The sequence below is a fragment of the Lelliottia jeotgali genome (assembly GCF_977070485.1).
This window is the reverse complement of the sequence record NZ_CDRVFO010000013.1, coordinates 158,802-182,167: the sequence shown is the minus strand read 5'-3', so window position 1 is coordinate 182,167 and position 23,366 is coordinate 158,802. Positions and strand designations below refer to the sequence as shown.

At 62.9% G+C, this 23,366-nt stretch carries 17 protein-coding genes and 1 pseudogene; 9 read left to right on the top strand and 9 right to left on the bottom strand.

Annotated features, from left to right (window positions below; translation table 11 throughout):
* Window positions 1-124: 124 nt before the first annotated feature.
* Window positions 125-901: a type I methionyl aminopeptidase gene (gene map, locus ACW4TB_RS19675; RefSeq protein WP_254467274.1), complete on the bottom strand. Its 777-nt coding sequence runs from the start codon at window positions 899-901 to the stop codon at window positions 125-127.
* Between the two features lie 333 nt (window positions 902-1,234).
* Here map and ACW4TB_RS19670 point away from each other — a divergent pair, with 333 nt between their 5' ends.
* The 3 genes and pseudogenes from ACW4TB_RS19670 to pcaQ all read left to right on the top strand — a co-directional run bounded on the left by ACW4TB_RS19670 (window position 1,235) and on the right by pcaQ (window position 9,606).
* Window positions 1,235-5,008 carry a bifunctional nitrate reductase/sulfite reductase flavoprotein subunit alpha gene (locus ACW4TB_RS19670; protein WP_279931404.1) on the top strand — a complete coding sequence of 1,258 codons (3,774 nt, stop codon included), beginning with the start codon at window positions 1,235-1,237 and terminating at the stop codon, window positions 5,006-5,008.
* A gap of 362 nt (window positions 5,009-5,370) precedes the next feature.
* Window positions 5,371-8,225 (top strand): annotated as a pseudogene (gene nirB / locus ACW4TB_RS19665) (nitrite reductase large subunit NirB).
* Between the two features lie 448 nt (window positions 8,226-8,673).
* Window positions 8,674-9,606: a pca operon transcription factor PcaQ gene (gene pcaQ, locus ACW4TB_RS19660; protein WP_279931398.1), complete on the top strand. Its 933-nt coding sequence runs from the start codon at window positions 8,674-8,676 to the stop codon at window positions 9,604-9,606.
* Window positions 9,607-9,669: 63 nt separating this feature from the next.
* Here the strand turns inward: pcaQ and ACW4TB_RS19655 are convergent, their stop codons facing one another.
* Window positions 9,670-11,001, bottom strand: coding sequence for a hypothetical protein (locus tag ACW4TB_RS19655; RefSeq protein ID WP_279931396.1), 1,332 nt, complete (start codon window positions 10,999-11,001; stop codon window positions 9,670-9,672).
* 337 nt (window positions 11,002-11,338) lie between these two features.
* Here ACW4TB_RS19655 and ACW4TB_RS19650 point away from each other — a divergent pair, with 337 nt between their 5' ends.
* From ACW4TB_RS19650 to ACW4TB_RS19635, 4 genes are all read left to right on the top strand, one after another.
* Window positions 11,339-12,103 (top strand): FKBP-type peptidyl-prolyl cis-trans isomerase, encoded by a 765-nt coding sequence (locus tag ACW4TB_RS19650; RefSeq protein WP_012313179.1) that lies wholly within the window; start codon window positions 11,339-11,341, stop codon window positions 12,101-12,103.
* Window positions 12,104-12,383: 280 nt separating this feature from the next.
* Window positions 12,384-12,824 carry a YkvA family protein gene (locus ACW4TB_RS19645; RefSeq protein WP_012313180.1) on the top strand — a complete coding sequence of 147 codons (441 nt, stop codon included), beginning with the start codon at window positions 12,384-12,386 and terminating at the stop codon, window positions 12,822-12,824.
* Window positions 12,825-12,924: 100 nt separating this feature from the next.
* Window positions 12,925-13,263: a helix-turn-helix domain-containing protein gene (locus ACW4TB_RS19640; RefSeq protein ID WP_012313181.1), complete on the top strand. Its 339-nt coding sequence runs from the start codon at window positions 12,925-12,927 to the stop codon at window positions 13,261-13,263.
* The gene (locus ACW4TB_RS19635) at window positions 13,260-13,628 is read left to right on the top strand and encodes a hypothetical protein (RefSeq protein WP_012313182.1); all 369 of its coding nucleotides are present in this window, start codon (window positions 13,260-13,262) and stop codon (window positions 13,626-13,628) included. Before ACW4TB_RS19640 ends, ACW4TB_RS19635 begins: the two co-directional genes overlap by 4 nt.
* Before the next feature lie 111 nt (window positions 13,629-13,739).
* Here the strand turns inward: ACW4TB_RS19635 and ACW4TB_RS19630 are convergent, their stop codons facing one another.
* Window positions 13,740-15,821, bottom strand: a complete 2,082-nt coding sequence (locus ACW4TB_RS19630) for a carboxy terminal-processing peptidase (RefSeq protein ID WP_012313183.1) — start codon at window positions 15,819-15,821, stop codon at window positions 13,740-13,742.
* Window positions 15,822-15,963: 142 nt separating this feature from the next.
* On the opposite strand from ACW4TB_RS19630, the gene ACW4TB_RS19625 reads away from it, so the two are divergent.
* Entirely contained in the window at window positions 15,964-16,926 is a 963-nt protein-coding gene (locus tag ACW4TB_RS19625) for an NAD(P)H-quinone oxidoreductase (RefSeq protein ID WP_012313184.1), read from the top strand.
* 100 nt (window positions 16,927-17,026) lie between these two features.
* Here ACW4TB_RS19625 and ACW4TB_RS19620 read toward each other — a convergent pair whose 3' ends face one another.
* The 6 genes from ACW4TB_RS19620 to ACW4TB_RS19595 all read right to left on the bottom strand — a co-directional run bounded on the left by ACW4TB_RS19620 (window position 17,027) and on the right by ACW4TB_RS19595 (window position 22,297).
* Window positions 17,027-17,680, bottom strand: a complete 654-nt coding sequence (locus ACW4TB_RS19620; RefSeq protein ID WP_012313185.1) for an HAD family hydrolase — start codon at window positions 17,678-17,680, stop codon at window positions 17,027-17,029.
* Between the two features lie 13 nt (window positions 17,681-17,693).
* Window positions 17,694-18,683, bottom strand: coding sequence for an ABC transporter ATP-binding protein (locus tag ACW4TB_RS19615; protein WP_012313186.1), 990 nt, complete (start codon window positions 18,681-18,683; stop codon window positions 17,694-17,696).
* 1 nt (window position 18,684) lies between these two features.
* Complete coding sequence (locus ACW4TB_RS19610) at window positions 18,685-19,491, bottom strand: ABC transporter permease (protein ID WP_012313187.1); 807 nt, start codon at window positions 19,489-19,491, stop codon at window positions 18,685-18,687.
* On the bottom strand, window positions 19,481-20,320 hold the full coding sequence (locus ACW4TB_RS19605) for an ABC transporter permease (protein WP_012313188.1): 840 nt from the start codon (window positions 20,318-20,320) through the stop codon (window positions 19,481-19,483). The genes ACW4TB_RS19610 and ACW4TB_RS19605 overlap by 11 nt, the downstream gene beginning before the upstream one ends.
* Entirely contained in the window at window positions 20,317-21,123 is an 807-nt protein-coding gene (locus ACW4TB_RS19600; protein WP_012313189.1) for an alkaline phosphatase family protein, read from the bottom strand. The genes ACW4TB_RS19605 and ACW4TB_RS19600 overlap by 4 nt, the downstream gene beginning before the upstream one ends.
* Window positions 21,124-21,232: 109 nt before the next feature.
* Complete coding sequence (locus tag ACW4TB_RS19595; protein WP_012313190.1) at window positions 21,233-22,297, bottom strand: ABC transporter substrate-binding protein; 1,065 nt, start codon at window positions 22,295-22,297, stop codon at window positions 21,233-21,235.
* Between the two features lie 341 nt (window positions 22,298-22,638).
* Between ACW4TB_RS19595 and ACW4TB_RS19590 the strand changes: the two genes are divergently transcribed.
* Window positions 22,639-23,352: a UTRA domain-containing protein gene (locus ACW4TB_RS19590; RefSeq protein WP_279931388.1), complete on the top strand. Its 714-nt coding sequence runs from the start codon at window positions 22,639-22,641 to the stop codon at window positions 23,350-23,352.
* The last annotated feature ends 14 nt before the right edge of the window (window positions 23,353-23,366 follow it).

Here is a 23,366-nt window from a genome sequence, read left to right as displayed (position 1 = left end):
CGCCGGGGGTCGCGGGTTCGAGTCCCGTCCGCTGCGCCATATTCCACTTCCAGGGCCCACTGAACACCCGGAAGTAAAAAAAAAGCGACCTTAGGGTCGCTTTTTTTGTGTCTGCGCCGTGCGCTCAACCCACGTGCTCTTCCTTGCGTAGCGTCAGCACCTCGACCCCATCCTCGGTCACCGCGACGGTATGTTCCCACTGCGCCGACAGCGTGTGGTCACGGGTAATCACCGTCCACCCGTCCTTCAAGGTCCGCGTGCCACGCCCGCCCTGGTTGATCATCGGCTCGATGGTAAACACCATGCCCGGCTTCAGCTTCATGCCCATGCCGCGCTGGCCGTAATGCAGCACCTCTGGCCCTTCATGCATTTGCTGGCCAATGCCATGGCCGCAGTACTCGCGCACCACGTTGTAGCCCGCCGCCTCGGCATGGGCCTGGACGGCGTGGCCGATGTCGCCAAGCGTCGCCCCCGGGCGCACCTGCTCAATCCCCTTCCACAAGGCCTCATAGGTGGTGTCGACCAGGCGCCGTGCCTCATCGCTGACCGGGCCCAGGCAATACATTTTCGACGAGTCGGCGATGTAGCCGCCTTGTTCCAGCGTGATGTCGACGTTGATGATTGACCCTTCACCCAACACCTCATCGGCCTTGGGCATGCCGTGGCAGACCACGTGGTCCACCGAGGTATTGAGCGCGTAGGGGAAACCGTACTGGCCCTTGCTCGCCGGGCGTGCCTTGAGTGTCTCGACGATGAAAGCCTCGGCACGGTCGTTGATCTGCATCGTGGTCACGCCGGGGCGGATGAAGGTGTCGAGGTCGGCGAATACCTGGGCCAGTAAACGGCCGGCGTTGCGCATCAGGTCGAGTTGGGCGGGGGTCTTGAGGATCACCTGGGACATGTGGGTGCAAAGTAGCTCTGAGGCGGAAAGCTTTCAGCATAGCGCCATGGGGCGCCCGGCTGCCACCTGATGGTGCGTCGATCACCGTTTTGGGGCTGCTGTGCCGCCGTTCGCGGCACGTGGCCCACGCATGTAGGAGCGGCCTTGTGCCGCGAAAGGGCCGCAAAGCGGCCCCAGGGCACAGCTGGCCCAACAATTGCTGAAAGACCACCATCAAGGCTGTCAACGTCGACCGCCTCCAACCCTTCACGACAAAGGCGCCGTGTTGCCCTCGCTTGCCAAGCAAGCCGGGGCAGCCGGCGCCTTTTGCGTTTGCACCAGGAGACCCGCCCCATGGCCAGCACCGAAGTACGCAGCGTCTGCCCCTATTGCGGCGTAGGCTGCGGCATCGTCATGAGCGTGGCCGACGGCAAGGTCAACAAGATCAGCGGTGACAAGCAGCACCCGAGCAACTTCGGCCGCCTGTGCACCAAAGGCCTCACCGCGCACCTGCCCCTGACCGCTGCCGGGCGCATGGAAAGTGCCTTTGTGCGCCAGCAACGCGACCATGAACCGGCGCGCAGCAGCATGGACCAGGCCATCACCCAGGCTGCCGAGCGCCTGCGCGGCATCATCGACCAGCATGGCCCGGACGCCGTAGCGCTTTACGTCTCCGGGCAGATGTCACTGGAGGCCCAGTACCTGGCCAACAAACTGGCCAAGGGCTTTATCCGCACGCGCCACATCGAGTCCAATTCACGGCTGTGCATGGCCAGCGCCGGCAGTGGCTACAAACTCTCGCTGGGTGCCGATGGCCCGCCCGGCAGCTACCAGGACTTCGAGCGTGCCGATGTGTTCCTGGTGATCGGTGCCAACATGGCCGACTGCCACCCCATTCTCTTCCTGCGTCTGCTCGAGCGGGTAAAGGCGGGGGCGAAACTGATCGTTGTCGATCCGCGGCGCACCGCCACCGCCGACAAGGCCGACCTGTTCCTGCAAGTGCGCCCCGGTAGCGACCTGGCCCTGCTCAACGGCCTGCTGCATCTGCTGCACCGCAATGGCCAGACAAACCCCGCTTTCATTGCTCGCCACACCGAGGGCTGGGAGGCGCTGCCAGCCTTCCTCGAGGACTACACGCCTGAACGCGTCGCCGCCATCACCGGCCTTGCAGAAGATGAAATCCGCCAGGCTGCCGCGTTGATCGGCAGCGCGGGTGAGTGGATGAGCTGCTGGACCATGGGCCTGAACCAGAGCGTGCACGGCACCTGGCATACCAATGCGATCTGCAACCTGCACCTGGCCACCGGCGCCATCTGCCGCCCCGGCAGTGGGCCTTTCTCGCTGACCGGCCAGCCCAATGCCATGGGGGGCCGTGAAATGGGCTACATGGGGCCGGGGCTGCCGGGCCAACGCTCTGCGCTGGTCGACGCCGACCGTAGTTTTGTCGAAGCGCAATGGGGCCTGGCCCACGGCAGTCTGCGTGCAGAAAGCGGCGAGGGCACGGTAGCGCTGTTCGAGCAGATGAAAACGGGTGAAGTGAAGGCCTGCTGGATCATCTGCAGCAACCCGGTGGCCAGCGTCGCCAACCGCCAGCAGGTGATCGACGGCCTGCGCCAGGCGCAGCTTGTGATCACCCAGGATGCCTTCCTCGACACCGAAACCAACCCCTACGCCGACATTCTCCTGCCCGCTGCACTCTGGGCTGAAGGTGAGGGCGTGATGATCAACAGCGAGCGCAACATCACGCTGATGCCTCGCGCCGTGGCAGCACCGGGGCAGAGCTTGCCGGACTGGCAGATCATCGCCCGAGTCGCCTGTGCCATGGGTTATGCCGAGGCCTTCGATTACCCCGACGCCGAAGCGGTGTATGACGAAATCCGTCGCTTCTACAACCCGCTCACCGGCTACGACCTGCGTGGGGTCGGCTACGCGCAACTGCGCGACAAGCCACACCAGTGGCCTTGCGCGCCGGGCCGCGTGGACGACCGCAGCCCCGTGCGCTACATCGATGAAGGCGCACCCTCGTCCCTGGTGTTCCCTACAGCCAGTGGCAAGGCCCGCTTCTTCGCCCGGCCCTGGCTGCCCGCGCCGGAGCTGCCGGACGCCGATTACCCGCTGGTGCTCAATACCGGCCGCGTGCAACACCAATGGCATACCCTGACCAAGACCGGCAAGGTGCCGGCGCTGAACAGGCTGGAGCCCGGCCCCTTTGTCGAACTCCATCCCGAGGATGCCGCACGGCTGGGCATCCAGGACAAGGACCAGGTGGCGATCCGCTCGCGCCGTGGCCGGGCCGTGCTGCCGGCGCGGGTCAGCGACCGGGTCATGCCGGGCAACTGCTTCGCGCCGTTCCACTGGAACGATGTGATCGGCGAGCACCTGGCAATCAATGCCGTGACCTGCGATGCGGTCGACCCGCTGTCGCTGCAGCCTGCCCTCAAACACTGTGCCGTGGCCCTTGAGCGGGTTGCCGGCGAACGCATCGATGCCCTCGACCTTGGCACCACCACCCTTGCCCCGGAGCCTGCCCGCGTGCTGCTGGCCATGCCCCCCGGCCCGCCCCGACATCAGGTGTTGTGGGCCTCGCAGACCGGCAATGGCGAGGCGCTGGCCGAGCGCTGCGCAGAGCGTTTGCACGGCGCAGGGCTGCAGGTACAGCTCAGTTGCATGGAGGCGGTCAGCCCAAGCCAGCTGCAAGGTGCGGCCAGTGTGCTGCTGATTGCCAGCACCTTCGGCGATGGTGATGCGCCCGACAGCGCCACCGCGTTTTGGCGGGCGCTGCAGGGCGAGGAGGGCGCCCACTGCGCCGAGCTGCCTTATGCCGTGCTGGCCCTGGGCGACTCAAGTTACGCCCAGTTCTGTGGGTTTGGTCGCAAGCTCGACCAGCGCCTGGCCGAATTGGGGGGGCGCCGCCTGCTGCCGCGCGTCGATTGTGAACCGGATTTCGATGAGGCGTTTGCCGCTTGGCTCGACGCGCTGTTGCCCGAGCTGGGCAGCGCTGCCGTGGCGCTACCGGTCAACGAGCCCGCACTCGCTGCGCCCTACAGCAAGCAACGGCCGTGGGCGGCCACCCTGCTGGAAAACAACCTGCTCAGTGGCCCCGGGTCAAGCAAGGAAACCCGCCAGCTGGTGTTCGACCTTCCAGCCAGCGGCTTCACCTATGCAGCGGGCGATGCGCTGGGCGTGTGGCCCCGCAACTGCCCGGCGCTGGTGGAGGAATTGCTGGCACTCATGCGGCAGGACGGCCAGGCCCAGGTCGAACTCAAGGGCCTGCCGCCCATGCCGTTGGCTCAGGCCTTGGCGTCGCACCTGGAAATTGCCAGGGTCAGCCCACAGCAACTGCAGGTGTTCAGCCAGCAGGCTGAGGACTTGCGGCACCTGTTGCAGCCTGAACGCAAGGCCGTACTGCAGGATTGGCTGTGGGGCCGGCAGTTGGTTGACGTTCTGCGCGCGTTTCCACAGGACCTTCCGCTGGCAACCTGGCTCGACCTGCTCAAACCCTTGCAACCGCGACTGTACTCGATCAGCTCAAGCCCATTGGCCCACCCTGGCCAGGTGCATTTGACCGTCTCTACCGTGCGTTATGGCCAGCGAAAAGGGGTGTGCTCAAGCTTCCTCGCTGACCGGGGGCAGGCTGTAAAGGTGGCGATCTTCCCCCAGGCCTCCAGGCATTTCCGCCTGCCTGATGACGATGATGTACCGCTGATCATGATTGGCCCCGGTACAGGCATCGCACCGTTTCGTGCGTTCCTCGAAGAGCGTGAAGCGCGGGGTGCAAAAGGGGAAAACTGGCTGTTCTTCGGCGAGCAATATGCAGCCACCGACTTTTACTACCAGGAGCAGTTGCAGGCCTGGCAAGCGAGCGGACACCTGCGCCTGGATACAGCGTTTTCCCGCGACCAGGCAGAAAAAATCTATGTGCAGCAGCGGATGCGTGAGCAGGGCGCGCAGGTGTGGCAGTGGCTGGAGGCGGGGGCGTACTTCTATGTCTGTGGTGATGCTCAGCGCATGGCCAAGGATGTGGATGCGGTGCTGCGCGAGATTATTGCCGAGCATGGGGGCGTGGATGCCGATGCGTATGTGCAGGCGTTGAGCAAGGCCAAGCGTTATCGGCGCGACGTTTACTGAAGTGCTCCAGGATGGGGAGCAATGCACCTTGAATGTGCATGGTTTGGGCTGGCCCTATCGCCGGCAAGCCGGCTCCCACAGGTACTCCATCAGCCTCAAGGGCGATGCAATCACTGTGGGAGCTGGCTTGCCGGCGATAGGGCCGGAACAGGCAACATAACTGGCACATTCCGTGCTTTATCTCCAACACAACAAGCCCCACTGATCAACGGCGATCAACCGGGGGCACACCGTGATGAATACAGGCAAAGGCGCCTGGAGCTTCGGCTCCAGGCGCTTTTTTTTTGATCGAGGATCGGCGTATGAAGGCAACAGCGAGCAGCGGGCAACGAGAGCGACTGGTCATCGTCGGCAACGGCATGGTGGGCCACCATTGCGTCGAGCAACTGGTCGAACGCGGCGCGCTGGCGCGCTTTGAGCTGCGCGTGTTCGGCGAGGAGCGCCAGCGCGCCTACGACCGCGTGCACCTGTCTGAATACTTCAGCGGCAGCTGTGCCGAAACCCTGGCCCTTTGCGAGCAGGGTTTCTATGGCGCCAACGGGGTGCACCTGCACCTGGGTGAAGCGGTGCTGCAAATCGACCGCGAGCGCTGTGAGGTGGTTACCGCTGAAGGCCGCTACGGGTATGACCATCTGATCCTGGCCACCGGCTCCTACCCCTTCGTGCCCCCGATCGAGGGTTCCAGCGGCAACGCGCGACTGGTCTATCGCACCCTCGATGACCTCGACGCCATACGCGCCGCTGCCGTTGATGCCACCCGCGGAGTAGTGGTTGGCGGCGGCCTGCTGGGCCTTGAGGCGGCCAATGCCCTCAAGTCCCTGGGCCTTCAAGCGCACGTGGTGGAGTTCGCCCCACGGCTGATGCCGGTGCAGCTGGATGCTGAAGGCGGCGCCGCGCTCAAGGCGCAGATCGAAGCCCTGGGTGTAGGGGTGCATCTGTCACGAGCCACCCAGTCGATCAGCGACGGTGAAGCCTACCGCTACCGGATGAATTTCGAAGGTGGCGAACACCTGGAAACCGACCTGGTCGTGTTCTCTGCCGGCATCCGCCCGCAGGACGCCCTGGGCCGTGCCTGCGGCCTGGAGATCGCCGCGCGCGGTGGCGTGGTGATCGACAATCACTGCCGCTCCAGCGACCCACGCATCTTCGCTATCGGTGAATGCGCATCGTGGAACGGCAGCGTGTTCGGCCTGGTTGCTCCGGGCTACAGCATGGCGCGCAACCTGGCGGCGCTGTTGTTGGGCGAGGCGGCCGGGGAATTCACCGGGGCCGACATGTCGACCAAGCTCAAGCTGCTGGGCGTCGATGTCGGCTCCATCGGCGACGCTCATGGCGCCACGCCCGGCTCGCGCAGCTACCGCTTCATCGACGAGGCCAACGCCGCCTATCGCCGGCTGGTGGTCGATGCCACCGGCAAGCACGTGCTCGGTGCGGTGCTGGTGGGCGACAACAGCTACTACGACACACTGCTGCAATACGCCCAGAACGGCATCGCCCTGCCTGCCGACCCGGCGGCGCTGATCTTGCCGCAAGGCGGTGGCGCACCGGCCCTGGGCGCCGATGCGCTGCCTGACAGCGCGACCATCTGCTCGTGCCACAACGTCAGCAAGGGCGCAGTGTGCGCAGCGATCGACAGTGGTTGCGCCGACCTTGCCGCGGTCAAAGGCTGCACCAAGGCGGCCACCGGCTGTGGTGGCTGCGCGGCGCTGCTCAAGCAAGTGTTCGAGCATGAACTCACCGCCCGTGGCGTGACCGTGGACAAGAGCCTGTGCGAGCACTTCGCCTACACCCGCCAGGAGCTTTACGGGCTGGTGCGGGTGGGGGGCATACGCACCTTCAACGATTTGCTGGCGCGCCATGGCAAGGGCCATGTCGGCTGCGACATCTGCAAGCCGGCGGTGGGCAACATCCTCGCTTCGTGCTGGAACCAGCCGATCATGGACCCAGCGCTGGTGCCGCTGCAGGACACCAACGACACCTTCATGGCCAACATGCAGAAAAACGGTACCTACTCGGTGGTGCCGCGCATTCCCGGCGGCGAAATCACCCCGGACAAACTGATCGTGATCGGCCAGGTGGCCAAGAAGTACGATCTTTACACGAAGATCACCGGCGGCCAGCGCATCGACCTGTTCGGCGCCCAGTTGCACGAGCTGCCGCTGATCTGGGGCGAGCTGATCGAGGCCGGCTTCGAGACTGGCCACGCCTACGGCAAATCGACCCGCACGGTGAAGTCCTGCGTAGGCAGCACCTGGTGCCGCTACGGTGTGCAGGACAGCGTAGCCATGGCGCTGCGCCTGGAGGACCGCTACAAGGGCCTGCGCAGCCCGCACAAGCTCAAGTTCGCGGTCTCTGGCTGCACCCGCGAATGTGCCGAGGCGCAAAGCAAGGACATCGGCGTGATCGCCACCGACAAAGGCTGGAACCTCTACGTCTGTGGCAATGGCGGCATGCGCCCACGGCATGCCGAACTGTTCGCCACCGACCTGGATGACGAGACCCTGGTGCGCCTGATCGACCGCGTGCTGATGTTCTACATCCGCACCGCCGACAAGCTGCAGCGCACGTCGGTATGGCGCGAGAGCCTGGACGGCGGCCTGGACTACCTCAAGCAGGTGATCCTCGACGACAGCCTGGGCCTGGCTGCCGAGCTGGAAGCGCAGATGCAGCATGTGGTCGAGCAGTACGAATGCGAATGGGCCAACGCCCTCAACGACCCGGAAAAGCTCAAGCGCTTCCGCACGTTCGTCAACGATCGACGTGCCGACCCGGACGTGCATTTTGTCCGCGAGCGTGAACAGCGTCGCCCCGCTGCACCCCTGCACCTGATCCCTACCATTGAGGAGGCTGTGTGATGAACCTGTCCAATGCTGCTGTGGCAAAGCAACCCAACTGGCAAGCGGTCTGCAACACCGATGACCTGGTCGCCGACTCTGGTGTGGTGGTGTGGCTCGATGGCACTCAGGTCGCCTTGTTCTACCTGCCTGGGCAGGCGCAGAGCCTGTACGCGGTGGACAACCGCGACCCACGCTCCGGAGCCAACATCATTGGCCGCGGGCTAGTGGGTAGCCTGCAGGGCGAGCTGGTGGTGGCAGCACCGCTGTACAAACAGCACTTCAGCCTGCACAGCGGTGCGTGCCTGGAAGATCCGGGCCAGCAGTTACGTGTCTGGCCGGTACGAATGAGCGGGGATGCTGTGGAAGTGGCAGTGGCCTGATCCCGGCTCTTACCTGTCTCTTGCGCTTGCTCTTGCTTTGCTTTGCTTTTGCTTTTGCTTCTAAGCGCGCGATAGCTCATGCGCCGCCGATTGCGACTTTCAGGAGGCCGAGCGCAGGTCTTGCGGAGGGAGGTGACGGGCAGGGATGCCCGTCAAGCGCTGCGGCCCATGGATGGGCCGTCAGCGCGGTCCTCCCGGGAGCAAGGCCGGAGCGAGGGAACCCCGGAGCGCAGCGTAGGGGCCGGATGATGGGAGCCGACGGTTTTGGTTACTTTGGCCACGACCAAAGTAACCCGCCGTAATGGCGGAAAGGTGAATCAGCGCCTCCATGGCGAATGGATATTCACCCGATCTGAAAGCCTCAAGCCGCAAGCCGCAAGCTGCCAGCAGCAGCCGCCAGCAGCGCGACCCGGATACGCCACAGGTGGCGATGCGGTAAGCTTGGCGCATGAACCTCGACACCCGCATCAAGTACCGCCACCTGCTGTGCTTCCTGGAGATTGCCCGGCAGGGCAGCCTGGCCAGGGCCGCCGACATTCTGGCGATCAGCCAGCCGGCAATTTCCAAGACCCTCAAGGAGCTTGAAGACCTGCTCGAGGCGCGCCTGTTCGAGCGCAGCCGCCAGGGCGTCGAGCTGACCCCGGCCGGCACCCGCTTCATGCATTACGCCGGGCCCAGCGTACAGGCCCTGCGCGATGGCGTGAGCAGCTTGCGCGGTGAAGCGCGGGCGCCGTCGCAGGTGCGCATCGGCGTGCTGTCCACCGTCGAAGGCCTGCTGATGCCCGAGGTGCTGTGCCGCCTGCATCAACGCCATGAAGCGTTGCTGATCAGCGTGGTGACCGGCGCCAGTGCACAGTTGCTCGGCCAGTTGCGCCTGGGCGAACTGGAACTGGTGGTCGGGCGCATGACCGATAGCCCGCAGATCCAGGGTTTGTCGTTCGAACATCTGTACAGCGAGTCGATGGCTTTGGTCGTGCGCCCAGGTCACCCATTGCTGGCCAACATGCAAGTAGACCGAGCCCGCGTTGGCCGTTATCCACTGGTGCTCCCACCACCGGGCACTACCATTCGCCAGCACGCCGACAGCCTGTTCGTGCAATGCGGCATTCAACTGCCGGCACAGCGCCTTGAGACCCTTTCACTGGCCTTGAGCCGGCGCTACCTGCTGGGCAGTGATGCCGTGTGGGTGGCGCCGCGTGATGCGGTGCTGCTTGACCTGCGTCGCGGCGAACTTGCCGAGCTTGATCTGGGGGTGCGGGAACCGGGCGGGTCTGTGGGCATCTGCCGCAATGCCGCGTTGGCGCTGAGCCTGCCGGGGCAGTGGGTGTGCGATGTGTTGCGGGAAGTGGCGGGGCAATATCGCGAGCGGTTGTACCCGTAAGCTTCGTTGTAGGCGAGCGTTCCTGGCCCAGAAACGCTCGTGTGGTTCATGCCCAAACTGTTCTCAAGCGGTTCGCAAGGACACCGCGATCACCGAAGGAACAGTTGAGCCTCGCGCCTCTTCGTCACGGCCATTGATCAACAAGCGCTTATTGCCTGGATCGAGCGTGACCGTCGATTTAGATGTATAGAAGCCGTCGTCTGGTAGTTGAGCGCCCACCTGGCCATAACCGAAGGGAGGGACGAAGTTGGTGTCAAACTTGCCAGCCGAGGTCAAGCTAAAGGCAAGCATATAAGTGTAGAAACTACCGTAACCGACCAGGCCATCGCCTGTCTCTACTCCCGCATACCAACCGCCCGGCTGGTCAAATTTCAACGCTTCGCCGCCGTTGAACTCTTTGGCCGGCATGCCCGAATAGTCGATTCGGTAAACAGTCGGGTGGCTGATTTCTTCATCGAGGTCGTACAGTTCCCCGTAAAAAGTGATCCGGTTAGCAACGCGGTCTACGGAAAAACCATTATTGATGATCCAGGGATCGGACCAGTGGTGGCCATTTATGCCAAAGGCATTATCCACTTTCCCGTCGGTGGTCAAGGCTGTGGTAACGCTATACGCATCGTCCTCCCGCATCAGATACCAGGCCAATACAAGGTGCTGCGCACCTGAGGGGGGCGTGAAACTGGCAATGCCGTCGATGATGTGTGAGTCGGTCTGGGGAATCAGCTTGCTGACGTCAAGGAAGCCACCGACGCCAAAATCCTCGCGCAATGCGCCGTTACTGTTCAGCCCAATCACCACCGGTTCGAATATCTGCGGCCCGCGACGCAAAGCTGTGACGAAAATGCGGTCTTTCGCCACTGCCAAGTGCTCCAGCAGCAAATCTCCATCGATCAAGTCGTGGGTATCTACGTAACCTTTGCCCTCCCCGAATGTCAGGTCCGGTTGCCCCTTGGCACTCAGTTTCCAAAGGTGGCTGGCTGATTGCCCCTTCATCAGAACAGCAATCAGCAAATTGCCCTCATCATCCTCCACGATGCTTTCGATGGACTTGTAGGCAGCGCTGGCAGTTTTGTTGAAATCGAAGATTCCATCGTTGTTGAAACTATTATCCAGCATGCCGTCGTCTTTCAGGCAAGCCACGAAAACCTTGGCGTCCTCTGTGTTGGGGTTGTAACTTTCACCAATGACATAACTGCGGCCACCGCTGACCATGCTTTTGATGATTGCAGTGCTGTCGGCCCGTGACCCGGCGATTTTTTCAAGGATGTGGGCAAGCCCATCGATGCCGTAGTCACGATCGATGGGGGCCTTCGGCAACTCAACGGATGTGCTGGCCAAGCTTGGGGATTCACGGGATTCACGGGTTGAACGGACACGCTTTCGTGAAATGTTCATGACTCTTCCTTGGTAATGAGTAAACGCAGGGCCGTGCGGCTTACGTCGTTGTCAGCCATTGCGCGTCGGATGCTCATTGGAATCCAGGCTCAAGTCGGGCGCTACTGGCAGAAATGCCAGGGTGGGGCTGGTTGCTGGCAGAGCCAGTTTTGCCGGGGCGCTGGCTGTGCGTGTGGCCAATACTGGCCAAAGGCCCGTAAGGTTGTGTGCCAGCGCGTTGTCGAGTGAACTTACTCTATGAAACCCGCTCTTATGCCGGTAGCCATTGGTAATGGCCGCCTGATAAGCTCGCGGCTTTACCCTGATTGCCCACATGGCGCATGAACAAGGAAATAGCATGAAACAGCATCGTTTGGCGGCTGCGGTTGCCCTGGTAGGCCTGGTACTGGCTGGCTGTGATCAACAAGCCAGCAGCCCCGAGCTGAAAACTCCGGCACAGAAAGCCTCCTACGGTATCGGCCTGAACATGGGCAAGAGCCTGGCTCAGGAAGGCATGGAAGACCTTGATTCCAAAGCCGTTGCCCTCGGCATCGAAGACGCCGTTGGCAAGAAAGAACAGCGCATCAAGGACGAAGAGTTGGTAGAAGCCTTCACCTCGCTGCAGAAGCGCGCCGAGGAGCGCCTGGCCAAGGCCAGCGAAGAAGCCGCCTCCGCCGGCAAGAAGTTCCTCGAAGAAAACGCCAAGAAGCCAGGCGTGGTCACCACCGCTTCGGGCCTGCAGTACGAAGTGGTCAAGAAGGCCGACGGCCCACAGCCCAAACCGACCGACGTGGTCACTGTCCACTACGAAGGCAAGCTGATCGATGGCAAGGTGTTCGACAGCTCGGTAGAGCGTGGCAGCCCGATCGACCTGCCGGTCAGCGGTGTCATCCCAGGCTGGGTTGAAGGCCTGCAACTGATGCACGTTGGCGAGAAGTACAAACTGTTCATCCCGGCTGAGCTGGCCTATGGCGCACAGAGCCCAAGCCCGCTGATCCCGGCCAACTCGGTCCTGGTGTTCGACCTGGAACTGATCGCCATCAAAGACCCGGCCCAGCTGCAGGGCGACGCGCCTGAAGCTCAGGCACCTGCCGAAGCTCCGGCTGAAGCACCAGCCAAGTAATACTGGTTGGGAATGCACAACGCCCCGTCTAAACGGGGCGTTGTCGTTTGTGCATCAGGCATCGGGCCGAACCTCGTGGGCAGGAGGCTGTCCGAGAAAGGGCAGTGTGAAGAAGCAGGAGGCTTCTGACGCAAATCGTTTGCGGTTCTGAAACGACTGTGTAAAAAACGCCCGATCTGACCGGGGCCCTTGCTTTACAGGCACCTGCCGTCAGAAAATTCGCCCTGTTCACAAGGTTATCCACAATAAATGTGGATAACCTCTCCCTGCTGGAGGCTACATGAGCGCACCCTGGAATTTCGCCCGCTTCCTGCCCTTGGCCGAGCGCCTGCTGAGCCGTGGCCGCCTGCCGGCTTTGCTGTTCGCCGTGGCCCGCAAAGGCCCGCGCCTGGGCCAGTTGCGTGAAGACATCAAGCTTTTGCAGTCGCTGTGCCTGGCCTGGTGGCGTGGCGAGTACCGGGCGATTAGCCCCAAGGCACTGGTGACCATCGTCGCCGGCCTGCTGTACTTCGTCAGCCCCATCGATGCGATCCCCGACTGGCTGTTGGGTGTAGGCTTTCTCGATGATATCGCCGTGCTCGGCTGGGTGCTGAAGACCGTCTCCGATGAGCTGGCACGGTTCAAGGCCTGGCGCGACAGCCAGGCACCCGAGCGCCTGCGCGTGGTCGAGCGCTTGCCCGACACCCCTGAAGCTTTGCGCCTGGAGCGTAAAACGCACTGAAATCGAGCAGATCCCCACAGACCCCCGGGCTTGGTAATATAATTGGCATAAGGGTTATGCCTACGGATTACATGCGGTAATCCTACGTAAGGGGGTTGTAATGGGTATTCAGGTCATTAGCCGGGACGGTCAGCCCGAGTACGCAGTCGTTCCCTGGGAGCAGTATCAGGCGCTGCTCAAGGCGGCCGGTCAGGCGCCTGCCGAGGCGCTTGGCGAAACCAACGATCACAGTGCGACAAGTGCCAGTTTGCCCGCCTTCAGCGAAGTGGCGCAGCTGCGTCAGGCCAAAGGCATCGCACCAGAGCAATTGGCGCGAAATGTGGGTGTCAGCCCCGCCTACCTGGCGATGATCGAGTCGGGTGAACGCCAGCCGGATGCGGCGATCCGCCGTGCCCTGGCCTGGCACTTGGGTGTGGCGGGCTGGAGCGAGCCGTCATGAGCCAGGTCAGGATCAGCCGTCAGCATTGGCAAAGCTTGCTGGATGAGCTTGACCTGGCCCGCCGTCAACGGCATTTGCTGACTTACCGCGCGCTGATCGAGCGTTTGCAATTGCCCAGCCCGGCCATGCAGACGCTGACTGCGGCGCTTGAATACCTGGCGGTGCTCGATGCCCGTGCCGAGCAGCCGCTGCGCAGCTCGCTGGTGATCAGCCAGGGCGCCAGCCGCCTGCCGCGTACCGGTTTCTTCGAATGCGTGGAGCGCCTTGGGCGCTTCTCCGGGCCGGTCGACGGCATGGAGGCAGCGTCGTGGCATGCTTCGGAAGTTGTGCGGGTATTCGAGTACGCCTACCCGGAGATTGCCTGACAGGTCGATAGACTTGCCCCGCCAAACTTCCACCAACGCCACACTCCGAAAAAAGAAGGGGCCGGGCACTTACGTGCCCGGCCCCTTCTTTTTCACATCAGCGCTGACTGATTACTGCTTGGCCACCTTGGTGCTGGCACTCAGGTAGTCGATCAGGATGCGACCGGTCTCGGACAGGTAAGCGTCGTCTTCGGGCTTGGTGTTTTCATCCTCGGTCGGCAGGGCGTCCTCGTCCTCTTTCTTCAATTCCTTCAACGGCTCTTCACCCTTGGCCTTGCGGCGGATGTTTTCCAGCGCCAGCTGTTTGGCCTCGATCTCATCATGGCGGGCACGGCGGTCCTGCTCGTTGAGGCTGACGGTCTTCTCGTTCATCAGCTTCTGGGTCAGTGCCAGGCGGTCACGGATATAGGTGAACTCCGCGTCCTTGTCGCTGCGCGCTTCATGCTGGGCCTTGAGCTGCGCCAGGAAGGGTTTGAACGGGTCGGCCGCCGGCTTGACCACCGGGCGGATGGTGTCCCACGGCATGGCCTCGGGCAGGGCGCTTTCACCGATTTCCTTGGTGTCGATGATCGACGGGTAATCGATGTCTGGCAGTACGCCCTGATGCTGGGTGCTCTGCCCGGACACCCGGTAGAACTTGGCCAGGGTCAGTTTCAGCTCGCCATGATTGAGCGGCTGGATGGTTTGCACGGTGCCCTTGCCGAAGGTCTGGCCGCCTATGATCAGGGCGCGGTGGTAATCCTGCATGGCGCCGGCGAAGATTTCCGAGGCCGAGGCCGAGAGGCGGTTGACCAGCAGTACCAAGGGGCCTTTGTAGAAGGCGCCAGGGTTTTCGTCTTCTAGCACGTCAACCCGGCCATCGCTGTTGCGAACCAGAACCGTGGGGCCCTTCTCGATGAACAGGCTGGTCAGCTCGGTGGCTTCCTGCAGGGAACCGCCGCCGTTGTTGCGCAGGTCGATGACCACGCCGTCGACTTTTTCCTTTTGCAGTTCGGTGAGCAGCTTTTTCACGTCGCGCGTGGTGCTCTTGTACTCAGGGTCCCCGGCCCGGTAAGCCTTGAAGTCCAGATAGAAGGCAGGGATTTCAATGATGCCCAGCTTGTAGTCACGGCCAGCCTGCTTGAGCTTGAGCACCGACTTCTTGGCCGCCTGCTCTTCGAGCTTGACCGCCTCACGGGTGATCGACACCACTTTGCTGGTCTGGTCGCTCGGGGCATTGCTGGCCGGGATGATTTCCAGGCGCACAACCGAGCCTTTCGGGCCACGAATCAGCTTGACCACTTCGTCCAGGCGCCAGCCGACCACGTCGACCATTTCTTTGTTGCCTTGGGCGACGCCGATGATCTTGTCGGCCGGGGCCACCTGCTTGGTCTTGGCCGCAGGGCCCGCAGGCACCAGACGCACGATCTTGACCTGATCATTGTCGCTCTGCAGCACCGCGCCGATGCCTTCGAGCGACAGGCTCATGTTGATGTCGAAGTTCTCGGCGTTGTCCGGCGACAGGTAGTTGGTGTGCGGGTCGTAGGACTGGGCGAAGGTATTGATGTAGGCCTGGAAGATGTCTTCGGCACGGGTCTGGTCCAGGCGCGACAGCTGGTTCTTGTAACGCTTGGTCAGGGTTTCCTGAATCTGCTTGGGCTCTTTGCCGGCGATCTTCTGGCGCAGCACCTCGTCCTTGACGCGCTTGCGCCACAGGTCGTCCAGCTCGGCCTGGTTCTTCAGCCACGGAGCGTCCTTGCGGTCGATCAGCAAGGTTTCCTTGGCGGTGAAGTCCATCTTGTCGACGCCCTTGTTCAGCTCGGCCAGGGCGAAGTCCAGGCGTTGCTTGACGCGGTCCAGGTAGCGCTTGTAGATGGTGAAGCCAGGGTCGAGGTTGCCGCTTTTGAGGAAGTCGTCGAACTGCCTCTTCCACTTGTCGAACTCGGCGATGTCGGCCGCAGTGAAGTAGCTGCGCGCAGGGTCGAGCAGTTTGATATAGCTGTCGTAGATGATCACCGAGCGGGCGTCATCGAGCGGCGGCTTGCTGTAATGGTGACGTTTGAGCAACTCAACCACGTTGAGGCTGGCGACGATTTCGTCACGGTCGGGCTGCAGGCTGTCCCATTTGTTGGCGGCCGCCGCATTGCCGCCGAGCGTGAGGCTGCCCAGGCCGATCATCAGGGCCAGGGCGGTGCTTGGGAGGAAATGCTTCATGCTGATTCGACGTGGAGGCAATTGATCACGCATAGTAGGCCGTCTTTTCCGTTGCCGGTTCCATGGAGCCGGACAAATACTGCAAAAAGCCAGGGGCGTGGATACCCCAGGCTCAGTCATGTCAATCAACTATGGAGGCACTGTGAAGGCATTGCAAGGCGAAGACGGACATGTGGAGTGGGTCGAGGCCGAGCGCCCGGCCCTGGATGCCGGCCAGGTACGCATTCGCGTGGCTGCGGCGGGCCTGAACCGGGCCGATCTGTTGCAAATGAAGGGTCTTTATCCGCCACCACCCGGTGCCAGCCCATACATGGGCCTGGAATGCGCCGGGGTAGTGGAAGAAGTGGGGCCGGGCGCCGACTGGCGGGTAGGCGACCGAGTGTGCGCGCTGCTGGCCAGCGGGGCCATGGCCGAGGAAGTGGTGGTCGATGCCCGCCATGTGCTGCCGGTGCCCGAGGGCCTGAGCCTGCACGAGGCAGCAGCGCTGCCCGAGGTCTACGCCACCGCGTGGTTGAACATTTTCCAGCTCGGTGCGGTGAAGGCCGGCGAGAAGGTGCTGGTACACGCCGGTGCCAGCGGTGTCGGCTCGGCAGCCATTCAGTTGTGCAAGGCGTTCGGCAACCCGGTGTACGTCAGCGTTGGTTCGCAGGAGCGCCTGGCGTACTGCCAGGCCCTGGGCGCTACGGGCGGAGTGGTGCGCAACGAAAACCTGGAAGCGCTGGAGGGCATGGGCCCGTTCGACGTGATTCTTGACCCGGTGGGCGCCAGTTACGGGCAGCTCAACCTCAAGCTGCTGGCACGCGACGGGCGTTGGGTGATCATCGGCCTGATGGGCGGGCGCACGGTTGAACTGGACCTGGCGCAGGTGCTGGGCAAGCGCCTGGAAATCACCGGTTCCACCTTGCGCAACCGTGACGACGGGTTCAAGGCCGAGCTGTTGCGCGAGCTGCAGCAGCAGGTGTGGCCGCTGTTTACCGAAAAGCGCTTGTCGCCGCAGTTGGTGGACACCTACCCGGTCGAGTTCGCCCAGGCAGCGTATGCCGAGCTTGAGAGCAATCAGGTGTCGGGCAAGCTGGTGATGGTGATCGACGCTAGCCTGGCGTGAGATTGCCGGGGCTGCGTTGCAGCCCATCGCGACACAAGGCCGCTCCTACCGTAGGAGCGGCCTTGTGTCGCGAAAGGGGCGCAAAGCGCCCCCATGGCCCTCAAGACCAGCTCAGTATCGGCCAGCCATTCTTCTCGGCATGCTCGCGCAACACCGCATCCGGGTTCACCACATGCGGATGATCCACCTTCAGCAACAACGGCAGGTCGTTGCGCGAATCGGAATAGAAGCTCGCCCCCTCCAGGTTCTCCTGCTCCTGGTCCAGCCATTCCAGCAGGCGGGTGATCTTGCCCTCCCGGTAAGTCAGCACCCCATGAGTCTTCCCGGTATACACCCCGTTCACAGCCTCCAGCTCGATCGCCAGGTACTCGTCCACCCCTAACCGCGCCGCAATCGGCCCGACCAGGTGAGTGCCCGAGGCGGAAATGATCAGGATGCGGTCGCCACGCTTGCGATGTTCGGCGATGCAGCGGCAGGCATCACCGAAAATGATCGGCTCGATGACGTCTTCCACCCATGGTTCGACCAGGTGCTCGACCTCTTCCAGCGTACGCCCGGCAATCGGTTCCAGGCTGAAGGCCATGTACTCTTCCATCTGCAAGTGGCCTTTGCCGTAGGCCTCCATCAGGGCATGGTCGCGGCGCAGGAACTCCTTGCCGTCGACCCAGCCCAGCCTTGCCATCTGCTCGCTCCACAGCGACGCGCAGTCACCATGGATCAGGGTTTCGTCGAGATCGAAAATTGCCAGTGCCATGCGTTGAATCTCCTTAGGCCACTTCCCGTAGCGCCGTGGGGTCGATCGACAAGGATACCCGCTGGCCGTCCGCGTGCAGGTCGGCCGATGAGCGATTGAGCACATCCACCACCAGCTCCACTTCACGTACCCGTACCCGGTAGCGGATCACATTGCCGAGCAGGCTGTGACTGCGCACTTCGCCGTCCAGTTCGCCATTGCGGCTCAAGGTGATCGACTCGGGGCGAATCGCCAGGCGGTTGGCCACCGGGCGTTGCAGCAGTCGGCTGGCACTGTCCGGGTCGAGCAGGTTGTAGTTGCCGATGAAACCGGCGGCAAACAGGTCCACCGGGGCCGTGTACAGGGTTTCAGCGTCGCCGCTCTGCACGATGCGCCCCTGGTTCATCAGGAAGATGCGATCAGACATCGTCAGCGCTTCTTCCTGGTCATGGGTAACGAAGATGGTGGTCAGCCCCAGTTCGCGCTGGATGGCGCGGATCTGCTCGCGCAGGTGCTTGCGAATACGCGCATCCAGCGCCGACAGCGGCTCGTCGAGCAGCAGCAGGCGCGGGCGGGTGACCAGCGAGCGGGCCAGGGCCACCCGCTGGCACTGGCCGCCGGACAGCTGGTGCGGGTAGCGCCCGGCAAAACTGCCCAGTTCCACCAGTTCCAGCGCCTCGCGCACGCGTACTTGAATGTCACTGGCCTTGACCTTCTGCATGCGCAGGCCAAAGGCGACATTCTGCTCCACGGTCATGTTGGGGAACAGCGCATAGCTCTGGAACACCATGCCGATGCCGCGCTTTTGCGGGCTCAGCGGCACGATGTCCTGGCCGTCGAGCAGAATCTGCCCGCCGTCCACCGGGGTCAGCCCGGCGATGCAGCGCAGCAGGGTGGACTTGCCGCAGCCGGAAGGGCCGAGCAAGGTGACGAATTCGCCGCGCTCGATCTGGCAGTCGATATTTTCGAACACGGGGGTGCCGGCATAGCGTTTGTGCAGTTTCTGTACGCTGACGAAGCTCATGTCAGGTCTTGTCCTTGTTCAGGCGGTTGGCGACCCAGGTCAGTACCAGCACGAAGGCGAAGTACGAGATCACCAGCGCGCTGTTGAAGTGGCCGCTGCTGTTGCGCATGTTGTTCAGGTACACCTGCAGGGTCTCGTAACGCGTGCCGACCAGCAGGTTGGCGAACACGAACTCGCCGAACAGGAACGAGAACGACAGCAGCAGCGCCACCATCAGGCCTTTGCGCAGGTTGGGCAGCACCACCAGGAATGCCGCCTGCCAGGTGCTGGCGCCGAGCAACTGGGCGGCGTCCATCAGGTCGCGCAGGTTGATCGCCTGCAGGTTGTTGGTGATCGCCCGGTACATGAACGGCAAGGCGATGGTGAAGTAGCAGCCGATCAGGATCCACGGCGTGCCGACCATGGCCATAGGCCCGCTGCCGTAAAGCTGCAGCAGGCCCACCGAGGACACCACCGGCGGTACCGCGAACGGCAGCAGGATGAGGATGTTCATCAGTGCGTCGAGCTTGGGGAAGTGGTAGTGCACCACGAACAGCAGCGGCAGGATCAGCACCACCGACAGCAGCAGTGCGCCCACGCACACCAGCAGCGACTGGCCGAAGGCCGCGAGAAAGCGCGGCTCACCCCACAGCGCCACGTACCACTTGAGGGTCAGGCCGCTGGGCAGCAGGCTGGCTGACCAGCTGGTGGCCAGCGAGTAGAGCAGGGTGCCGGCCAGTGGTAGCAGCAGAATGAGAAACAGCAGGTACACCACAGCGCGGTGGTAGAGGCTGCCGGCGCTGGGCCTGGTTGAGCGGTTAGCGTGCATGGTAGCTCCGTTTCAGCAGCCATTGATGGACGACCGTGACCACCGTCATCAAACCCACCAGCACCATGGCCAGCGCGCTGGCCAGGTTGGGGTCCAGGCTGATGTCACCGGCCACCAGGCCGGCGATGCGGATCGGCAGCACGTTGAAGTTGCCGGTGGTCAGGGCATACACCGTGGCATACGCGCCCAGGGCATTGGCCAGCAGAATCACGAAGGTGCCGAGCAGAGCCGGGGTCAGCACCGGCAGGCCGATGTGCCGCCAGTATTGCCAGTGGCTGGCGCCCAGCAACGCGGCCGATTCGCGCCAGTCTTCGCGCAGGGCATCGAAGGCCGGGTAGAGCAGAAGTACGCCCAGGGGGATCTGGAAGTAGGTGTAGACCAGGATCAGGCCGCTTTTGGAGTAGATGCTGAAGTCTTCCAGCAGGCCAACCTGCTTGAGCAGCAGGGTTAGCGCCCCGTTGAAACCGAGCAGGATGATGAACGCGAAGGCCAGCGGCACGCCGGCGAAATTGCTGGTCATGTTGGCGAAAGCGCTGACGAAATCGCGCAGGCGCGAATCCACCTGGCGCAGCGAGTAAGCACCGAGGGTGGCGATGATGATGCCGAACAGGCTCGACCAGAAGCTGATTTCCAGGCTGCGTTGCAGTGCCTGCAGGTAGAACTTCGAGGCGAACACCTTGCTGAAGTTGGCCAGCCCCCAGCCTGCTTCCGACTGCACGCTGTTGATGGCCACCCATGCCAGCGGGGCGATCTGGAAGATGATGAAGAAGACAGCAAACGGCAGCAGGCAGAGCAGGGCCAGGTAGCGCCCGCGGGCGCCGGCATTCACTTGAGCAACTCCCGGCAGACGGTTTTGTCGTGGGCAGCGCCAAGCAACTCGCAGATAGTGCCACACAGCTCGGTTTGCAGCGGCTTGGCGGCCGGGTCGAGGCTGAAGGCGTCGCCAAACACGAACAGCGGCACTTCGCGCTCTTCGGCCAGCAGGCCGTTGTGCGAACGGTCATTGTTCATGCCGTGGTCGGCGGTGACCAGTACCTGGTAGCCCTCTTCGAGCCAGCGCGGCAGGTAGTCGGCCAACAGGATGTCGGCGCTGCGCGCAGCGTTGCGGTACTGGCTGCTGTCCAGGCCGTGGCGGTGGCCGGTGTCGTCGATGCTCATCGGGTGCACCAGCAAAAAGTTCGGCGCATGGCGGCGGCGCAGGTACTCGGCGTCGGCCAGCAGGTGCGAGTCGGGGTAGCGGTCGTCCCAATAGAACAGGCCGTGCTGGATCGGCAGCTTCGGCGCGTGGGTATGGCGGTCGCGCTGCGGGTCGAAGGGCGAGCGGTTGTACAACTCGCTCATCCAGTGATAAGCCGCCGCAGCCGTGCCCAGGTTGGCCTCGCGGGCGTAGTGGAACACACTGCGCTGGTTGGACAGGCGGTTGATGTTGTTGTGCACGATACCGCTGTCGATCGGCGCCACGCCGGTGAGGATGCACTCGTACAGCGGCCGGGACAGCGACGGCAGCTCGCATTCCACGCGGTACAGCGCGGCACGGTCGGCTTCGACGTAAGCGTGCAGGTGGCCCATGGCGTGATGCGCGACCTGGTGGTTGAGGCCGTCGAGCAGGACCAGGATGACGTTGTGTTGCATGGTGGCTCCCAGTGGAGCTGCAAGCTTCAAGCTACAAGCTGCAAGAAGAAGCCGGCATGTCGATCACCTGCTTGTACCTGCAGCTTGCAGCTTGAAACTTGAAGCTTCTTCATTCCATCTCGATGATGACTTGCTCCTGCCACATCTGCGGCAGCTTTTTCGAGGTCGCTTCCCACACCTCGGGGTTCTTGATCGGCTGTGCAGCGCCGTACTGCTCGTTGGGCAGCAGCTTGGCCTGCACGTCTGCGGGCAGTTTCAGGTGCTCGGCGCGGATCGGCCGGGCATGCCCCTTGGCCAGGTTGATCTGCCCGGCATCGCTGAAGATGTACTCACGCGCAAGCTTCGCTGCATTGGGGTTTTTGGCGTATTTGTTGATGATGGTGGTGTAGCCGGAGATGACCGATCCGTCCGACGGGATCAGCACTTCGAAGCGTTTCGGGTCGATCTGGTCGCGGTAGCTCAGGCCATTGAAGTCCCATACCACGCCCACTTCGACCTCGCCTTTCTCCAGGGTCTGGATGGTCGGGTTGGCAAGCGACAGGCGCTTCTGCTGGGCCAGCTTGGTGAAGAGATGAAGGCCCGGGGCGACGTTGCCCTCATCGCCCTTGTAGGCGATGGCTGCGGCCAGCACGCCGTTGGCGGCCTGGGCCGCAGTACTGACATCGCCGATGGCGACCTTGTACTTGCCTTTTTCCAGGTCGTGCCAGGTTTTAGGGCGTTCTTCTTCCTTCACCAGGTCCTTGTTGATGATGAAGGCGATGGTGCCGGTATAGGCCAGCGCCCAGTGACCATCCTTGTCCTTGGCCCAGTCCGGCACCTGGTCCCAGGTGCTCGGCTTGTACGGCTGGCTCACGCCCTTGGCCACGGCAATCGGGCCGAAGGCGGCACCGACGTCACCGATATCGGCGCTGGCGTTGTCCTTCTCGGCATCGAACTTGGCGATTTCCTGGGCCGAGCTCATGTCGGTGTCGGTGTGCTTGAGGCCGTACTTGCTGGCCAGGTCTTCCCAGGTGCCTTTCCAGTTGGCCCAGGCATCGGGCATGCCCACGCTGTTGATCGTGCCTTCTTTGCGGGCAGCGTCTTCCAGGGCCTTGAGGTCGGTGCCGGCGGCCATGGCCGAGGTACACAGGGCCATGGCCGAGCCGAGCAGTGACGCCATGAACAACTTTTTCATCCGAAGCTCCTTTGGGTGGGTGCCTTGCGCGATCGTTGTTATGAGTGAAGCCTTGCTTGGCGAACCTTTGGTCTAGGTCAGCAAACCTTGCGCCAAGGTAGGCCGGTTGCGTGACAATTTGATGTAAGGGAAGGGTTGAAGCAGGTGCTGCCATCTCCTGCGAATACAGCGTAGACCAGATCGCAAGCCCCGATTCCCAGGGCCTGGCCCGAATCTGGCAGTGCTCTGATGAAGTGTGTACAGCTGCTTTGTCACAGCATGTTCATCAGCCCTGCCTAGGCTTGCACTATTCTCCAAGTGCCCTGTTCTGGGGCTGGACTAGTCCAGATAGGTAACCCTTGATGCAGTCGACGCCACCGCGTGCGGTAACAGCCATCTGCCATGCCTTGCAGGAGCAGATCGAGCACGGCCTGCTGGCACCGGGCGGCAAGCTGCCGGCCGAGCGCAAGCTCAGCGAGGTGTTCGATACCACGCGGATCACCCTGCGTGAGGCCCTGGTGCAACTGGAAGCCCAAGGGCTGATCTACCGCGAAGAGCGGCGCGGCTGGTTCGTCGCCCCCGAGCGGCTGACCTACGACCTGATCGAGCGTAGCCACTTTCACGCGATGGTGCGGGACCAGGGGCGGGTGGCCAGTACCGAACTGCTTTCGGCCCGGTTGCAACCGGCATCGGCGGCCATTTGCGCGCGTCTGCACCTGCCGGCGCTGTCCAGCGTGATACGCATCTGCCGGTTGCGGCGTATCGATGGGCGGGCGGTGCTGTATGCCGAGCACTACCTCAACCCGCGCTACTTCCCCGACATCCTCGAACATGACCTTGCGCAGTCGTTGACCGAGATTTATGGGCGGGTCTATGGCATCCGCTATGGGCAGGTATGCTTTGAAATCCTGCCCACGGCGTTACCCTTGGCTGCGGCCGCAGCCTTGAAAGTGTCCACCGGCAGCCCTGGGCTGCATATCACCCGGGTCAACAGTGACCAGCATGGGCACCTGATAGACTGTGACCTTGAGTATTGGCGGCATGATGCGATCCGCATCCGCGCCCAGGCGGGATAAGGGCTGCTGGGCAG

What these genes read in the sequence shown, in the direction of transcription:
- ACW4TB_RS19640 (WP_012313181.1), top strand. Translation starts at nt 12,925, where the DNA reads ATGGGTATTCAGGTCATTAGCCGGGACGGTCAGCCCGAGTACGCAGTC.
- ACW4TB_RS19600 (WP_012313189.1), bottom strand. Translation starts at nt 21,123, where the DNA reads ATGCAACACAACGTCATCCTGGTCCTGCTCGACGGCCTCAACCACCAG.
- ACW4TB_RS19635 (WP_012313182.1), top strand. Translation starts at nt 13,260, where the DNA reads ATGAGCCAGGTCAGGATCAGCCGTCAGCATTGGCAAAGCTTGCTGGAT.
- ACW4TB_RS19615 (WP_012313186.1), bottom strand. Translation starts at nt 18,683, where the DNA reads ATGAGCTTCGTCAGCGTACAGAAACTGCACAAACGCTATGCCGGCACC.
- pcaQ (WP_279931398.1), top strand. Translation starts at nt 8,674, where the DNA reads ATGAACCTCGACACCCGCATCAAGTACCGCCACCTGCTGTGCTTCCTG.
- ACW4TB_RS19650 (WP_012313179.1), top strand. Translation starts at nt 11,339, where the DNA reads ATGAAACAGCATCGTTTGGCGGCTGCGGTTGCCCTGGTAGGCCTGGTA.
- map (WP_254467274.1), bottom strand. Translation starts at nt 901, where the DNA reads ATGTCCCAGGTGATCCTCAAGACCCCCGCCCAACTCGACCTGATGCGC.
- ACW4TB_RS19655 (WP_279931396.1), bottom strand. Translation starts at nt 11,001, where the DNA reads ATGAACATTTCACGAAAGCGTGTCCGTTCAACCCGTGAATCCCGTGAA.
- ACW4TB_RS19630 (WP_012313183.1), bottom strand. Translation starts at nt 15,821, where the DNA reads ATGAAGCATTTCCTCCCAAGCACCGCCCTGGCCCTGATGATCGGCCTG.
- ACW4TB_RS19595 (WP_012313190.1), bottom strand. Translation starts at nt 22,297, where the DNA reads ATGAAAAAGTTGTTCATGGCGTCACTGCTCGGCTCGGCCATGGCCCTG.
- ACW4TB_RS19670 (WP_279931404.1), top strand. Translation starts at nt 1,235, where the DNA reads ATGGCCAGCACCGAAGTACGCAGCGTCTGCCCCTATTGCGGCGTAGGC.
- ACW4TB_RS19610 (WP_012313187.1), bottom strand. Translation starts at nt 19,491, where the DNA reads ATGCACGCTAACCGCTCAACCAGGCCCAGCGCCGGCAGCCTCTACCAC.
- ACW4TB_RS19645 (WP_012313180.1), top strand. Translation starts at nt 12,384, where the DNA reads ATGAGCGCACCCTGGAATTTCGCCCGCTTCCTGCCCTTGGCCGAGCGC.
- ACW4TB_RS19590 (WP_279931388.1), top strand. Translation starts at nt 22,639, where the DNA reads ATGCAGTCGACGCCACCGCGTGCGGTAACAGCCATCTGCCATGCCTTG.
- ACW4TB_RS19620 (WP_012313185.1), bottom strand. Translation starts at nt 17,680, where the DNA reads ATGGCACTGGCAATTTTCGATCTCGACGAAACCCTGATCCATGGTGAC.